Raw genomic sequence first — 14,502 nt, 5'->3', positions numbered from 1 at the left:
CAAGAACCATCTCGGAGACACAGACATGCATCGCGAGCCAGACGATCACGCAGCAACCCGGCAACCCAGGCGCGCGGCGGCCGCCGCGTTCGTCGGCACCACCATCGAGTGGTACGACTTTTACATCTACGCCACCGCGTCCGCGCTGATATTCGGCAAGCTGTTCTTTCCCGGCAGCGATCCGTTCTTCGCAACGCTCGCGTCGTTCGGCACCTTCGCGGTGGGTTTCTTCGCGCGGCCGTTCGGCGGGCTGGTGTTCGGCCATCTGGGCGACCGCATCGGACGCAAGAAGGCACTGGTCGCGACGCTCGCGATCATGGGCGTGGGCACCGTCGGCATCGGCTTCCTGCCGACTTACGCGAGCGCGGGCAGCTGGGCGCCCGTGCTGCTGGTGCTGCTGCGCGTCGCGCAGGGCATCGCGATCGGCGGCGAGTGGGGCGGCGCGGTGCTGATGGCGAGCGAGCATGCCCCCAAAGGCAAGCGCACGTTCTTCGCGTCGTTCGCGCAACTTGGCAGCCCGGCGGGCCTGATCCTGTCGCTGCTGGCGTTTCGCGCGGTGGCGTCGATGGACAAGGACGCGTTTCTCGCCTGGGGCTGGCGCCTGCCGTTTCTCGCCAGCGCGGCGCTGCTCGTGGTCGGGCTGCTGATCCGCTCGGGTGTCGGCGAATCGCCGGAATTCGACGCGCTCAAGGCGCAGCGGCGCGTCGCCGCGCTGCCCGTCGCCGAAGTACTGCGCGACGCGTGGCGCACCGTGCTGCTGTGTCTCGGTGCCAACGTGATCGGCGTGGCGGGCGCGTGGTTCGTCAACACGTTCATGCTCAACTACACGACGCAGACGCTCGGGCTCGATCGTTCGCTGATTCTCGATGCCCTCTTCGTGGTCGCGTTCATCCAGCTGTTCACGCAGCTGGGTTCGGGCTGGTTCGCGCAACGCATCGGCACCGGACGCTTCCTGAAGGGCGCGGCGGCGTTGGCGATGCTGTCGCCGTATCCGATGTTCGCGCTGGTCTCGACCGGGCGGCCGGTGGCGATCGTGATCGGCATCGCGCTGGCGGTGATGTGCATGTCGAGCTCGTATGCGGTGATGGCAGGCTTCATGTCGACCGCGTTCCCGGTGCGCGTGCGCTATTCGGCCATTTCGCTCTCGTACCAGATGTGCGCCGCGCTGGCCGGCGGCCTGACGCCCTTGATCGGCACCGTACTCGCGCATCGCTATCCGGGCGCGTGGTGGCCGCTGGCGGCGTTTTATAGCTGTCTCGCGGCTGTGTCGCTGGTCTGCATCGGCACGCTCGAACGCCGCAAGCGGGGCGCGGCGCACGGCGTCGCCGAAGCGGCCTAGGCGGTTTGCCGGCACGCGGCCCGGCAGGCGGGCCGCGAACCAAGGCAAAGAAATCGGATTTTCGTGGTTAACCCCACGTCATGCGCGGCCGACATAATGTCATCCTCAAGCGCAAAAGCCGCCTGCCATCAAGGCGGATAGACCATGACGGGGGAAGTCATCATGCATCGCTTTCGATCGCTGGGCGTGGCGGCGGGCGCGGCCCAGTTCGCCGGCGCCGACATCCTGAGCAGAATCAGCACCGCCGCACGCCGGCCCGGCGCGGCGGGGGCCGTCGATCTCGTGTTCGAGCCGCGCTGCTGGCAGGGCGCGAGCGCGCCGGACACAGCGAACGTCCAGTTCAAGATCCACATGTTCGACACGATGCGCGAGCTGGAAAAGCGCGGCGTCGATGCGATCGTGCTGCCGTGCTTCCTCAGTCATACCTTCATCGACGAACTCTCGGCGAATCTCGCCGTGCCGGTCGCCAACATCATGACGGCGCTTACCGCGCACGTGCGGCGGACCTTTCCGTCGGCGCGACGGATCGGCGTGCTGACCAGCGGGGTCATCCGCGAAAACGGCCTTTTTGAACGCCATTTCGATGCCGCGCGGTTCGACGTGCTGCATCCGCGTCACGGCAGGGGTGTCGACTGCGTGACGAACGCCGTGTATGGCGACGAGGGCATCCGCACCGGCCGTCTGCATGGCCGGCCGGTGGAATTGCTGCGCGCGGCTTGCGCCGATCTGCTCGCGCAGGGCGCCGAGATCATCCTGCCGGGGCTGGCCGAAATCGGCCTCGTCCTACGCGCGCTCGGGCCGCTCGACGTGCCGCTCGTCGACACCAATCAGGTCTACGCGCGCCATGTCGCGGCGGCCCGCTATGCGCGAGCGGCGCGGCGCTTCAAGCTGGGCGTGGTGGGCGGTGTCGGTCCCGCGGCGACCGTGGACTTCATGGCCAAGCTGGTGCGCAACACGCCGGCCGCGCGCGACCAGGATCACATCAAGGTGATGGTCGAACAGAATCCGCAGATTCCGGACCGCACCGAGGCGCTGCTCGGCGGCGGCGACGATCCGACGCTCGCGTTGTATGCCGCATGCAAGACGCTCGAAGAAGGCGGCGCGGATCTGATCGCGATTCCGTGCAATACCGCGCATGCGTTCGTCGAACAGATCCAGCCGGCGCTGGGTGTGCCGATCGTGAATATGCTGACCTGTACCGCCGATTATCTGCGCGAGACCTTTCCGGGCCTGCGCGACGTCGGCGTGCTGGCGACGTCGGGCACGCTGGCGAGCCGTGTCTACGAACAGGCGCTCGAGACGCGCGGCTTCACGCAGATTGCGCCGGCCGCGCCCGCGCAGGCGCGGCTGATGAACGCCATCTACGGACCGCGCGGCGCCAAGGCGGGCTACACGTCGGGCGAATGCGGCGACGACCTCGCGGCTGCGCTCGACGACCTCGTCGCGCAAGACGTGCAGGTAATCGTGCTGGCCTGCACCGAGTTGCCGCTGCTGCTGCGCGACGCGGTGCTCGCGTGTCCCGGCGGACGGGTCGTGCGGCTCGTCGATCCGACCGAGGTACTGGCCAGACGGTGCGTGGAGTATGCGCTTGGCGAGGGTGGTGCGCGAACGCAAGCCGCGGCACCGGCGGCGGGGCCGGTTCGCGTAGAAAGCGCGTGCGGGTAGGGAGGCGAGGCACGCCCCAACCCTGGTTGCCGCTCCTCGCACGCTCGAATCCTCATTCCCACATCGGCACAACGCTTGCTGACCGGTCCAGCAGCGCGTGCTTCGCCACCCCTCACGTCAGGACGCGGCTCGACCGCGCATCTTGGCGCGTCATGGAAAACTGTATAGATATACAGTATAGTATCCCGCTGCAACCTGAGGGCTTCAAGGCGCGCGCGGCGTTCGTCGCGCGTGCGTGCCGCCGTTCCCGGCGGCACCGAACTTGCGCGGTCGCGAGGCGTCCGTGAGAGGTGGCCCACTCATTCAGACATTCAGACGGTCGGAAAAATTGTCATCTAACGGCACTATCAAGATTCGCGGCGCGCGCCAGCACAATCTCAAGAACGTCGACCTCGACGTGCGAACCGGCGAAATGACGGTCGTCACCGGGCCGTCAGGCTCCGGCAAATCGAGTCTCGTGTTCGACACGCTGTACGCGGAAGGCCAGCGGCGCTATGTCGAAACCTTCAGCGCATATGCCCGGCAGTTTCTGGATCGCATGGACCGGCCGCAAGTCGACCGGGTGGACGGTGTGCCGCCCGCCATCGCGATCGACCAGACCAACCCGGTGCGCAGTTCGCGCTCCACCGTCGGCACCATGACGGAACTCAACGACCATCTGAAGCTGCTCTACGCGCGCGCGGCCGAACTGTTCGACCGCCAGACCGCGCAGCAGGTGCGTCACGATACGCCCGAAACGATCTACGCCGAGCTGCTCGAGCGCACCGCGCAGAACGAGCCGCGGCTGGTCGTCACGTTCCCGGTCGAACTGCCGGAATCGGCCTCCCAGCAGGAAGTCGAGCAGTGGCTGTCGGCGAGCGGCTACACGCGCGTGCAGGCGCAGCGCGAGGTCGATTCGCCCACCGGCAAGCGCAAGCTGCTCGACGTGGTGGCCGACCGTTTCCGGCTGCGCTCGGTCGACAAGCAGCGGGTCGTCGAGGCGATCGAGGCGTCGCTCAAACGCGGCGGCGGGCGCGTCAATATCTACGTGCTGCCCGCCGCGTCGGAGGGGCCGCAGAGTCAGGACGCCGAACCGTCAATCTGGCGTTTCTCCACCGGTTTGCACAGCCCGGAAAGCGATCTGCGCTACGCCGACCCGCAACCCGCGCTGTTCTCGTTCAACTCGGCCTACGGCGCGTGCGAAGTCTGCCGCGGTTTCGGCCGCGTGATCGGCGTCGATCTGGGCCTCGTGATTCCCGACGCGCGCAAGACGCTGCGCGAGGGCGCGATCAAGCCGATGCAGACGCCCGCGTGGAAGGAGTGCCAGGACGACCTGATGCGTTACGCGGCGAAGGCCGACATCCGCCGCGGCACGCCGTGGGGCGAACTGACGGAGGCCGAGCGCGACTGGGTCATCAACGGTTCGCCGGACTGGAACGGCAAGTGGCAAAGCCATTGGTACGGCGTCAAACGCTTTTTCGAGTACCTCGAGTCCAAAGCGTACAAGATGCATATTCGCGTGCTGCTGTCGAAGTACCGCAGCTATACGCCGTGCGAAACGTGCGGCGGCGCGCGTCTGAAAACGGAATCGCTGCTATGGCGTCTGGGCAGCAAGGCGAATGCGGACGACGTGCTGCCGGCCGCTCGGCGCTTCATGCCGCGCGGCGTGCAGTGGACCCGCGCGCAGCTCGAAAGGCTGCCGGGTCTGACCGTTCACGACCTGATGCTGATGCCGATCGAGCGCATCCGCCGTTTCTTCGACGAGATCAGCCTGCCGAGCGCATTGCTCGACGACGCGCTGAAACTGCTGCTCGCCGAAGTGCGCACGCGCCTTAAATATTTGTGCGACGTCGGCCTCGGTTATCTGACGCTCGACCGGCAAAGCCGCACGCTGTCGGGCGGCGAAGTGCAGCGGATCAACCTGACCACCGCGCTCGGCACGTCGCTCACCAAGACGCTGTTCGTGCTCGACGAGCCGAGCATCGGCTTGCATCCGCGCGACCTGAACCGGATCGTCGAGGCGATGCATCGGCTGCGCGACGCGGGCAATACGCTGGTGGTGGTCGAACACGACCCGTCGGTGATGCTCGCGGCGGATCGTCTGATCGACATGGGGCCGGGGCCGGGCGAGCGCGGCGGCTCGATCATTTTCGACGGCGCGCCCGAGGCGATCCGCTCGTCCGGCACGCTGACCGGCGAGTATCTCGGCGGCCGCCGCCATGTCGCCAACGCGGCGCACTGGTCGCAGCGCGCCGTCGATGCAAGCACGCCGCGCATCGTGCTCGAAGGCGCGACGCAACACAATCTGCGTGACGTGACGGTCGAGATTCCGCTGCAGCGGCTCGTCTGCGTGACGGGCGTGTCGGGCTCCGGCAAATCCACGCTGCTGCAAGACGTGCTGTATCCGGCGATGGCGCGGCACTTCGGGCTCGCCACGGAATCGCCGGGCGCGTTCAGAGGCCTCACCGGCGCCGATCAGGTCACCGACGTCGTATTCGTCGACCAGTCGCCGATCGGCAAGACCGCGCGTTCGAATCCGGCCAGCTATGTCGGCGCGTTCGACGAAATCCGCAAGCTGTTCGCCAAGGCGCCGCTCGCGCAGCAACGCGGCTACGGCCCCGGCATGTTCAGCTTCAACTCGGGGGACGGCCGCTGCCCGACTTGCGGCGGCTCGGGGTTCGAGCACATCGAGATGCAGTTCCTGAGCGACGTGTATCTGCGTTGTCCGGATTGCGACGGGCGCCGGTATCGCGCGGAACTGCTCGAAGTGAAGATCGAGCGCGGTGAGCCGGCACGTGCGTTGAGCATTGCGGACGTGCTGGAGCTGACTGTCAGCGAAGCCACCGCCTATTTCGCAAAGGATGCCGAAGTATTGCGCGTGTTGCAGCCGATCGTCGACGTCGGTCTGGAATACGTGAAGCTCGGCCAGCCGGTGCCCACGCTGTCCGGCGGCGAAGCGCAGCGCCTCAAGCTCGCGGGCTTCCTCGCGGAATCGGCGCAGGCGCGCGGTGCCCGCAGCGCGAAGCAGCCGGTCGCAAAGCGCCTCTTCATGTTCGACGAGCCGACCACCGGCCTGCATTTCGACGACATCGCCAAGCTGATGCAGGCGTTCGGCAAACTGCTCGCGAGCGGGCACTCGCTGATCGTGATCGAACACAATCTCGACGTGATTCGCGCGGCCGACTGGCTGATCGACCTCGGTCCCGAAGGTGGCGACGGCGGCGGCCGGGTGCTGTGCGCGGGCACGCCGGAAGACGTCAAGCAATGCGCGGAGTCGCACACCGGCGAGGCGCTGCTGCAGTACGACCGCGCAATGAACGCGGCGGCCGAGCCGGAGTCGCAAGGCGTGCCGCTGCAGAAGGCGCTGAGCGCGGCGCGCGCGCGCCGGGCGATCGAAGGCGAGGACGTGGTACGCATCGTCAATGCGCGCGAGCACAACCTGAAAGCGCTCGACGTGGACATTCCGCACGGCAAGTTCAACGTGATTACCGGCGTGTCCGGTTCGGGCAAGTCCACGCTCGCGTTCGACATTCTGTTCCACGAAGGGCAGCGCCGTTATCTCGAATCGTTGAACGCGTACGCGCGCTCCATCGTGCAGCCCGCCGGGCGGCCCGAGGTCGACGCGGTGTACGGCATTCCGCCGACCGTCGCGATCGAGCAGCGCCTCTCGCGCGGCGGCCGCAAGAGCACCGTGGCGACCACCTCCGAGGTGTGGCACTTCCTGCGGCTGCTATATGTGAAGCTCGGTTTGCAGCACTGCATTCACGACGGCACGCCGGTCACGTCGCAAAGCGTCGAATCGATCGCGGCGCAGTTGCTGCGCGATCACAAGGGGCAGCATGTCGGCTTCCTTGCGCCGCTCGTCGTGAACCGCAAGGGCGTCTACACGGACCTCGCGAAATGGGCGAAGGCGCGCGGCAATACGCATCTGCGCGTCGACGGCGAGTTCGTGCCGGTGGACCCGTGGCCGAAGCTCGATCGCTTCCGCGAACATACGATCGAATTGCCGGTCGCCGACCTCGTCGTGTCGGCGGACCATGAAGCCGAATTGCGCGAGGCGCTCGACCGCACGCTCGAAGTCGGCAAGGGCGTGATGCATCTGCTCGCGCCGCTCGACGGTCTGCACGACGCGCTTAACGGCGGCCATCCCACGGCGCCGCTCGGCACCGTGAAGGTGTTGTCCACGAAGCGCGCGTGTCCGGTGTGCGGCACCAGCTATCCCGAACTCGATCCGCGCATGTTCTCGTACAACAGCAAGCATGGCTGGTGCACGACCTGCGTCGGCACGGGCCTGTCGCTCACGCGCGAACAACGCGCCGCGTACGACGACACGATCGTCGTCGACGACAATCGCGGCCGCGAGCAGAGCTTGCCGTCGGAGGAACAGGAACCCGAAGGCCTCGTCGACGAACCCTGTCCGGATTGTTCGGGCACGCGTCTGAACCCGACCGCGCGCGCGGTCACGTTCGACGCGCAGGCGATCGTCGACGTCGCGCAGTGGACCGTGTCCGACACGCGCGCGTGGATCGAAAGCGTCGAGATGAGCGGCCGCGACGCGGAAATCGCGCGCGACGTGATCAGCGAAATCGGCAGCCGCCTGCAGTTTCTGGAAGAGGTCGGGCTCGGCTATCTGAGCCTCGATCGGGCGGCGCCGAGCCTGTCGGGCGGCGAAGCGCAGCGCATCCGGCTCGCCGCGCAACTCGGTAGCAATCTGCAAGGCGTGTGCTACGTGCTCGACGAGCCCACCATCGGCCTGCATCCGCGCGACAACCAGATTTTGCTGAACGCGTTGCGCAAGCTCGGCGAGAAGGGCAATACGCTGGTGGTCGTCGAGCATGACGAGGACACGATCCGGCGCGCGGATCACATCATCGACATCGGGCCGGGTGCGGGCAAGCGCGGCGGTACGTTGATCGCGCAGGGCAGTGTGGCCGATCTGTCGGCGCAGCCCGATTCGCTCACCGGGCAGTTTCTCGCGAATCCGATCGTGCATCCGTTGCAGCCGCGCCGTGCGGTGGTCGCACCGGGCAAGCGCGCGGCCATGGTGCCGGAAAACTGGCTGACCGTGCATGGCGGCAAGCTGCACAACCTGCGCGACGTCACGGTGGGCATTCCGCTGTCGCGGCTGGTCGCGGTGACCGGCGTCAGCGGTTCCGGCAAGTCCACGCTCGCGCGCGACGTGCTCATGACCAATCTGCTGGATGCGGTCGGGCGCTCGGTGCTGTCGTCGCCGGCCACGCGGCGTGCGCGCGCCGCGGCCGAGGAGAAGCCGGCCGCGAACCGGCGTTCCAGCGTGCTGGCGCGCTCGGCGCCGCGCGCGCCGCTCAACGTCACGCATGCGTGGCAAGGGTGCGAGTCGATCACCGGCTGGGAGAGCATCGACCGCGTGCTCGAAGTCGATCAGACGCCGATCGGCAAGACGCCGCGTTCATGCCCCGCCACTTACATCGGCGTGTGGGATGCGATCCGCAAGCTGTTCGCGGGTACGCTCGAAGCGCGTGCGCGTGGCTATACGGCCTCGCGGTTTTCGTTCAACACCGGAGACGGCCGCTGCCCGGCGTGCGAGGGGCAGGGCGTGCGCACCATCGGCATGAGCTTCCTGCCGGACGTGAAAGTGCCTTGCGATGTGTGCCACGGGCAGCGCTTCAATCCCGAGACGCTGGCGGTCACATGGCGCGGCAAGAATATCGGCGACGTGCTGACCATGGAAATCGACGAGGCTGTCGAGTTTTTCGCGTCCATCACGAACATCGGGCATCCGTTGCAATTGATGAAGGACGTCGGGCTCGGCTATCTCACGCTCGGCCAGCCGTCACCTACGTTGTCGGGCGGCGAAGCGCAGCGGATCAAGCTCGTCACCGAATTGAGCAAGGTGCGCGACGACATCACGCGGCGCGGTCAGAAGCCGCCTCACACGCTGTACGTGCTGGACGAGCCGACTGTCGGGCTGCATATGGCGGACGTCGCGAAGCTGATTCGCGTGCTGCATCGTCTTGCGGATGGCGGCCATAGCGTCGTCGTCATCGAGCACGATCTCGACGTGATTGCCGAGGCGGACTGGATCATCGATCTCGGTCCGGAAGGCGGCGTGGGCGGCGGGGCGATTGTCGCGGCGACCGACCCCGAAGGCCTGGCGCGTGTCGCAGCCAGCCACACGGGGGCGGCGTTGCGGCCTGTGCTCGCGCGAGCGCAGCAGGGTACGGCGGCCGTGGTGGCGGGCGAGGGAACGAACGGGTGACGAGCGGAAGTGGCGCAAACCGTGTTTGCGCCACACTTCGCAGTGTTGTTCACGCGATGCTTGCTGATCAGCGTGCCTCGTTGTGCGGTCGAAGCGCGATCGTGCGCGACTCATGGCCCGCCATGATCACGCCGCACTCATCGAGATACTTGCGGCCCAGGTCGGCCTGCGAAAAATTGCGTACCGTGCGATTTAGCACGCGCTCGACCTGAATCGCAGAATCGCAATGCATGCGCGACCTGCAACGGTCATCGCCCGGCGGCTTTTCAGTTAAGCATGCCGTGTACTTCAAGCGAAGCTTCCAGATGCTGCGTGAGCGCGTGATGCAGTTTGGCGAGACTTTCCGTGGGCAGCGCGAAGCCCGCCCAGCCTAGACCGGAATGTCTCAGGAACATGACCGCACCGTCGTTCAGCGCAGGTTTTTCCGTGTGCCAGCAAGGATCGACCTCGATCACATACCGATGCGAGCGCAACGGCGCCGTAGGCACCGCCGGGCGCATCGTGGCGCGCAACACGGCGAGGTGCTTGATCAGCGCGTCCAGCTCGGCTGCTTCGAGCAGCACCGCGCTGCCGTCGATGTCGAGACGGACCGCGTTGCGTCCATACTCGTTGACTCTCTCGATGCTCATCCGGCGCGACATGGTTCAGCTCCTTACAACAATCACATTGCGCAAATTATCGGGCGGCGCGGGCGGGCCTTTCCTTAAAGATCTCGATCCGCGGATAAAACGTTGTTTAAAAACACGTGCCCGATTGCTGCAACGCGTTAAATCATCTGACGTATAAATGGTCCATACATTGAAGGGACATATCGTCCCCATGCGCAACGAACCGGATGTTTCAATATAGAAACATTTCTGGACACCTGCAAAAACATGCTTTGGAATATCAATTGCGTTGAATTAGGGATATCGGAGAGCACGCTGCAGTTCCCGTCGATAAATTCCGTATTTGCGAATAAATCAGGTATTGAGTGGCGATTATCCGGGCGACTTCGATTTCATGTTTGAAACACTTTGAACTCGCGCGATGACGGCCAGGTTCGCAAACCGCTTCTTCGCAGAATCAGAAAGCGTGGCCAGAGTGGCCGCAAAATGAGGCCGGATATGGTCCAGCGGCCCGCGGATGCCGGTGGGCGACATGCGCACGTTGTCAGGCCGCGGCTCGCCGGTTGTCATATGAAACGGCGGATAATCGTTTTCTTCATACATTCTCTTTTCTGATGTAGATTCGTTTTTCAAATTTACTCTGGCGGTTCATTCCGCTAACATCACGCTTAATCCGTTAAGCGGCGTTCCGGCAATTCCAGTCCTAATAAATCATTCGCTCGTGCCGGCCGTCTGACGGGGCATCGGGGTTCACAACGTATGACCGTTTGGGGAAAGTTCATGCCGCAAATGCATCTTGATACCGCGAGAATTACGTGGCTTCACACGCCGACTTTGAACGTCCGTACCGCAGCGCGGCGAATCGGCATATTGCTGTTCGACGGCTTCTGGCTGCTAGGGCCTGGTACGGTGGTTGAGATGTTCCAGAGCGCCAACGAACTATCCGGTTCGCGAGCCGGCGAAGAGCCGCCTTACGAAGTGCAGTTTCTGTCGATGGAGGGCGGCAGCGTGGCCAGCTCCTCGTCGGCACGCATCTGGACCGATCGCATCGACACGCGCTTCGGCAGCGGCTTCGACGTGCTGTTCATCGCGGGCGGCTACGGCGCGCTGGCCGCCGCACGCGACGAGCGGCTGCTCATCTGGCTGCGCGCGGTGCAGGCGCGTACGCGGGCGATCGAAACGATCGGCGAGGGCCGGCTCGTGCTCGAGGCTGCCGGTCCCACCGACCATGACGGCCTGCAGATGAACCGCTATCCCGGCGGTGCGTCGAGCGAAGCCGCGCTCAGCGCCTCCAACGACCGTCACGACTGCGCGCGCGCCGCGCTGATGTTCATCAAGCGCGACCTGGGCGCCGAACTCGCGCGCAGCGTGGCCGACCGCGTGATGCCGGGGATGGCGGCGACGTGGGTGCCGCTGCCGGCCGAAGGGGGCACGCTGAGCGTCGCTGAAAAAATCCGCGCCGCGGCGCGCTGGATGGAGGCGAACTGCGATCGTCCGGTGTCCGTGGCCGATGCGGCGCAGGTCGCCGCAATGAGCGAGCGCAATTTCCTGCGCCGCTTCAAGCACGAAATGCAGGTCACACCATCGGACTATCTGCTGCAGGTGCGGCTGCGCATTGCGTGCAACTTCCTCACCGAAACCGAATTGCCGGTCGACAAGATTGCGCGGCGCAGCGGCACCGGCAATGGCGATCGTCTCGCGAAGATCTTCCGCAAGCGCATGGCGCTTTCGCCCACGGAATATCGCGCGCGAAGCAGGGTGGCGAACGAGGCGTAGCATGTCAGGAAGGCGCCCGTGCCGACGGGTGCGCCTCATCACTGTTGAACACGGCCACAGCGGCGGCCGTATTCTCGCCGGCCAGCCTTCTTACGAGCATAGTGGCAATGGGCAACAAGGTAACGGCGACGGCATTGCCGGATGTGAAGCTCATCGAGCCCGAGGTGTTTTGGGACGACCTCGGCTTCTGCTTCGAGAGCTTTAGCGCGGACGAGTTTGCCAATGACGTTTCGCAAGGTTTCAATTTCGTGCAGGACCGGCATTTGCGCGCGGTGCACGGCGTGCTGCGCGGGCTGCACTATCAGGTCCAACGTCCGCAGGGCCGGCTGATACGTGTCGTGCAGGGCGAGGTGTTCGACGTCGTCGTGGACGTGCGGCTCAATTCGCCGCACTTCGGCAAATGGAGCGGTGTATACCTGAGCGCGGCCAATCAACGGCAAATCTGGGTGCCACCGGGTTTCGCGCATGGCTTCGTGGTGCTGTCCGACGTCGCCGAGTGCGTTTGGAAGACCACCGAGTACTGGTTTCCGGAACTCGAGCGCTGCCTCCTGTGGTGCGATCCCGATATCGGCATCGAGTGGCCGATCGACTTCGAGCCGATCCTCGGCGCGAAGGATGCGGCGGGCCGGCGACTTTATGAAGCGGAAAACATCGCCTGACTCCCCTGTGAGTTTTTACGACATTGTTCTTCAGACGCGCCGAGGCGAACGCCACACTTCGAGCATCGTGAATGTTCGAGGTGCTCGACGTGAAGCGACGTGTAACCCGGCAAGCCGTTCGTATCGACTACGTGTGTCATGGCTTCGGCCACGTCGAATTGTGCCGCCTTTGATGCGTCGCGCGATTCGTTCGTCGCGTTGACGGCCATGCTGCATCGGTCCATCGCGCCGCGCGCCGCAACGGGGGTGCACTGCACGTGTGTTGGATCGAAGCGTCGAGATGACGCGCTAGCGTACGACGTGCGGCGATTGCTACGTGGCGGTCTGCGAAGGACGCATGGCCGGCACGATGACGCTCTACGCTCGGACCCTGCGACCGGTTGGCGAGCTTGTGCGTCGCCACCGGCGGCCTGCTCAGCATCGCTGCGCGCGAGGACGGCACATGCCGAACGGATGAAGCCCCGACGCGGGCGGCAACTATTGCAATACCGTGTGGCAAGTATTGCATCGACGCCTGGCTGCTCGCATCGGGGCAGGGTCTGTTTCCAGCGGTCTGCCGAAACGGCTGTCAGCGTCGTATCACGCCCATCAGCAAGGTGACGAGGAAGATCACCAGGAAGATGAAGAACAGGACTTTGGCGATTTCCGTCGCGCCGGCGGCGATGCCGCCAAAGCCGAACACAGCGGCGATGATGGCGATGATGAAGAAAATTACAGCGTATCGAAGCATGGGGCCTCCCATCGATGGATTGCTGGATTGAAGTAACGAACGGCGACCCGTCGCGGGCATGACATGCTTCGACGGGCTTATTTGCCGGTGAGCGGAATTGAGCAATAGGTGTGCCCACGGACGCGCCCGCGCGTGAAGTGCGCAGCGAATCATCGAAGCGGAGCGGTTTCGCGCGAGGAAAGGGCGGTGGGGCGGTGGAGTGAGTGGCCGCCTTGTCGAGTTGGTCACGGCGCGGCGGGCCATCCACATTACAATCTTCTGCCCAAAGCCGCCCGCCCGCGAAGGCGATTCATCGTCATGTTGAAGATTCTGGTCAGCGCGTGTCTGGCCGGCCACCCGGTCCGCTATGACGGCGCCGCCAAAACCGCACACCATGCCTGGTTCGCGCGCTGGCGCGACGAAGGCCGTCTCGTGATCGTGTGCCCGGAAGTGGCCGCGGGACTGCCGACTCCGCGGCCGCCCGCGGAAATCCAATTGCACCGCAGCGGCGCTGACGTGCTGAAGCACGCAGCGTCGATCCTCGACGACACCGGCGCAAACGTTACTGCGCTATTCATTGCCGGCGCCGAGCATGCGTTGCGGCGCGCGCAAGCGGAAAACTGCCGCTATGCGTTGCTGGCCGACGGCAGTCCCTCCTGCGGCAGCACGTTCATCTACGACGGCGAATTCAGCGGTGCCACGCACGCTGCCGCAGGCGTCACCGCGACGCTGTTGCGACAGCACGGCATTCGCGTTTTCGCGCAATCGCAGATTGCCGAACTGGCCGCGGTGATTGCGCACGACCCGACCGACTGATCCACCGCAGCCGAATCACACCAGGCAAAGCGGCGCGGTTGATTCACCCGCTAACGTTTGCGAGCAGGCGAATCGCTCACGCAAAGCACGATGTAGAACGGCTAGCGTGAAAACCGCGCTGCGTTATCCGCGCATCCAGTGATAAACAATCGGCCCGCACAATACACCCCACGTCACCGCGCAGATCAGCAGCGCCATCGTCACGGCCGCACTGCCGCAATCTTTCGCGCGTTTCGATAACTCGTGGCGTTCGAGCGAAATCCGGTCGATCGCAGCCTCGATGCTCGAATTGAGCAACTCCACGAGCAGCACCAGCAACACCGACACGATCAGCAGCACGCGCTCGATCGCGCCCACCGGCATCAGCAACGCCCCCGGCACCAGAATCGCCGCGAGCGCGGCCTCCTGACGGAACGCGCTCTCCTCACGCAAGGCCGCGACGATGCCATCGCACGAGTGCCGCAGCGCGAATAGCGCACGCAGAGGACCGCTACGTTTTACGGGCGCACAGGGCGCGGGTGATTCGGTCGGATTACTCATGATCGGCACTGCGTTGGAAAGGCGGCAGCATGCCTTAAATGCCACCAATTGTCACAACTTTGTGCTATCTTTGCGCCGCCCTTCGGCGCGGGGACGCCGCAGCCGACAGACGACGGAATACAAAACCGAGCTTCCTGCATGCCGTGCCGGACCGCTCGCATCTGTGACCAGGC

At 65.1% G+C, this 14,502-nt stretch carries 11 protein-coding genes; 6 read left to right on the top strand and 5 right to left on the bottom strand.

Annotated elements, in window-relative coordinates:
• Nucleotides 1-25 precede the first annotated feature (25 nt).
• The 3 genes from HV770_RS02675 to uvrA all read left to right on the top strand — a co-directional run bounded on the left by HV770_RS02675 (nucleotide 26) and on the right by uvrA (nucleotide 9,221).
• The gene (locus tag HV770_RS02675; RefSeq protein ID WP_175157947.1) at nucleotides 26-1,339 is read left to right on the top strand and encodes an MFS transporter; all 1,314 of its coding nucleotides are present in this window, start codon (nucleotides 26-28) and stop codon (nucleotides 1,337-1,339) included.
• Between the two features lie 162 nt (nucleotides 1,340-1,501).
• On the top strand, nucleotides 1,502-3,004 hold the full coding sequence (cuyB, locus tag HV770_RS02670; protein ID WP_175157946.1) for a cysteate racemase: 1,503 nt from the start codon (nucleotides 1,502-1,504) through the stop codon (nucleotides 3,002-3,004).
• A 328-nt stretch (nucleotides 3,005-3,332) separates the two neighbouring features.
• A complete protein-coding gene (gene uvrA, locus HV770_RS02665; RefSeq protein ID WP_175157945.1) occupies nucleotides 3,333-9,221 on the top strand; it encodes an excinuclease ABC subunit UvrA in 5,889 nt (1,962 codons plus the stop codon).
• A 67-nt stretch (nucleotides 9,222-9,288) separates the two neighbouring features.
• Here the strand turns inward: uvrA and HV770_RS02660 are convergent, their stop codons facing one another.
• The 3 genes from HV770_RS02660 to HV770_RS02650 all read right to left on the bottom strand — a co-directional run bounded on the left by HV770_RS02660 (nucleotide 9,289) and on the right by HV770_RS02650 (nucleotide 10,432).
• Nucleotides 9,289-9,453, bottom strand: a complete 165-nt coding sequence (locus HV770_RS02660) for a hypothetical protein (RefSeq protein WP_175157944.1) — start codon at nucleotides 9,451-9,453, stop codon at nucleotides 9,289-9,291.
• A 34-nt stretch (nucleotides 9,454-9,487) separates the two neighbouring features.
• Nucleotides 9,488-9,862: a hypothetical protein gene (locus HV770_RS02655; RefSeq protein WP_175157943.1), complete on the bottom strand. Its 375-nt coding sequence runs from the start codon at nucleotides 9,860-9,862 to the stop codon at nucleotides 9,488-9,490.
• A 339-nt stretch (nucleotides 9,863-10,201) separates the two neighbouring features.
• The gene (locus tag HV770_RS02650) at nucleotides 10,202-10,432 is read right to left on the bottom strand and encodes a hypothetical protein (RefSeq protein ID WP_175157942.1); all 231 of its coding nucleotides are present in this window, start codon (nucleotides 10,430-10,432) and stop codon (nucleotides 10,202-10,204) included.
• A gap of 177 nt (nucleotides 10,433-10,609) precedes the next feature.
• Here HV770_RS02650 and HV770_RS02645 point away from each other — a divergent pair, with 177 nt between their 5' ends.
• Nucleotides 10,610-11,605: a GlxA family transcriptional regulator gene (locus HV770_RS02645; protein ID WP_121318920.1), complete on the top strand. Its 996-nt coding sequence runs from the start codon at nucleotides 10,610-10,612 to the stop codon at nucleotides 11,603-11,605.
• Nucleotides 11,606-11,712: 107 nt separating this feature from the next.
• Nucleotides 11,713-12,264: a dTDP-4-dehydrorhamnose 3,5-epimerase gene (gene rfbC, locus HV770_RS02640; RefSeq protein ID WP_175157941.1), complete on the top strand. Its 552-nt coding sequence runs from the start codon at nucleotides 11,713-11,715 to the stop codon at nucleotides 12,262-12,264.
• Nucleotides 12,265-12,832: 568 nt separating this feature from the next.
• On the opposite strand, the gene HV770_RS02635 is transcribed toward rfbC, so the two are convergent.
• Nucleotides 12,833-12,994 (bottom strand): DUF1328 domain-containing protein, encoded by a 162-nt coding sequence (locus HV770_RS02635; protein WP_013089029.1) that lies wholly within the window; start codon nucleotides 12,992-12,994, stop codon nucleotides 12,833-12,835.
• Nucleotides 12,995-13,291: 297 nt separating this feature from the next.
• Between HV770_RS02635 and HV770_RS02630 the strand changes: the two genes are divergently transcribed.
• Nucleotides 13,292-13,789 (top strand): 2-thiouracil desulfurase family protein, encoded by a 498-nt coding sequence (locus HV770_RS02630; protein WP_175157940.1) that lies wholly within the window; start codon nucleotides 13,292-13,294, stop codon nucleotides 13,787-13,789.
• A gap of 123 nt (nucleotides 13,790-13,912) precedes the next feature.
• Here HV770_RS02630 and HV770_RS02625 read toward each other — a convergent pair whose 3' ends face one another.
• Nucleotides 13,913-14,329: a diacylglycerol kinase gene (locus tag HV770_RS02625; protein WP_175157939.1), complete on the bottom strand. Its 417-nt coding sequence runs from the start codon at nucleotides 14,327-14,329 to the stop codon at nucleotides 13,913-13,915.
• Between the last annotated feature and the right edge of the window lie 173 nt (nucleotides 14,330-14,502).

This window comes from Paraburkholderia fynbosensis, assembly GCF_902859935.1.
Classification (GTDB): domain Bacteria; phylum Pseudomonadota; class Gammaproteobacteria; order Burkholderiales; family Burkholderiaceae; genus Paraburkholderia; species Paraburkholderia fynbosensis.
The sequence above is the reverse complement of the archived record's forward strand: the minus strand, read 5'-3'. Positions and strand labels throughout refer to the sequence as shown.

Bases quoted from the DNA above. Each gene is read 5' to 3' on its own strand.
- HV770_RS02675 (WP_175157947.1), top strand. From the start codon at position 26: ATGCATCGCGAGCCAGACGATCACGCAGCAACCCGGCAACCCAGGCGC.
- cuyB (WP_175157946.1), top strand. From the start codon at position 1,502: ATGCATCGCTTTCGATCGCTGGGCGTGGCGGCGGGCGCGGCCCAGTTC.
- HV770_RS02660 (WP_175157944.1), bottom strand. From the start codon at position 9,453: ATGCATTGCGATTCTGCGATTCAGGTCGAGCGCGTGCTAAATCGCACG.
- HV770_RS02655 (WP_175157943.1), bottom strand. From the start codon at position 9,862: ATGTCGCGCCGGATGAGCATCGAGAGAGTCAACGAGTATGGACGCAAC.
- HV770_RS02650 (WP_175157942.1), bottom strand. From the start codon at position 10,432: ATGTATGAAGAAAACGATTATCCGCCGTTTCATATGACAACCGGCGAG.
- HV770_RS02645 (WP_121318920.1), top strand. From the start codon at position 10,610: ATGCCGCAAATGCATCTTGATACCGCGAGAATTACGTGGCTTCACACG.
- rfbC (WP_175157941.1), top strand. From the start codon at position 11,713: ATGGGCAACAAGGTAACGGCGACGGCATTGCCGGATGTGAAGCTCATC.
- HV770_RS02635 (WP_013089029.1), bottom strand. From the start codon at position 12,994: ATGCTTCGATACGCTGTAATTTTCTTCATCATCGCCATCATCGCCGCT.
- HV770_RS02630 (WP_175157940.1), top strand. From the start codon at position 13,292: ATGTTGAAGATTCTGGTCAGCGCGTGTCTGGCCGGCCACCCGGTCCGC.
- HV770_RS02625 (WP_175157939.1), bottom strand. From the start codon at position 14,329: ATGAGTAATCCGACCGAATCACCCGCGCCCTGTGCGCCCGTAAAACGT.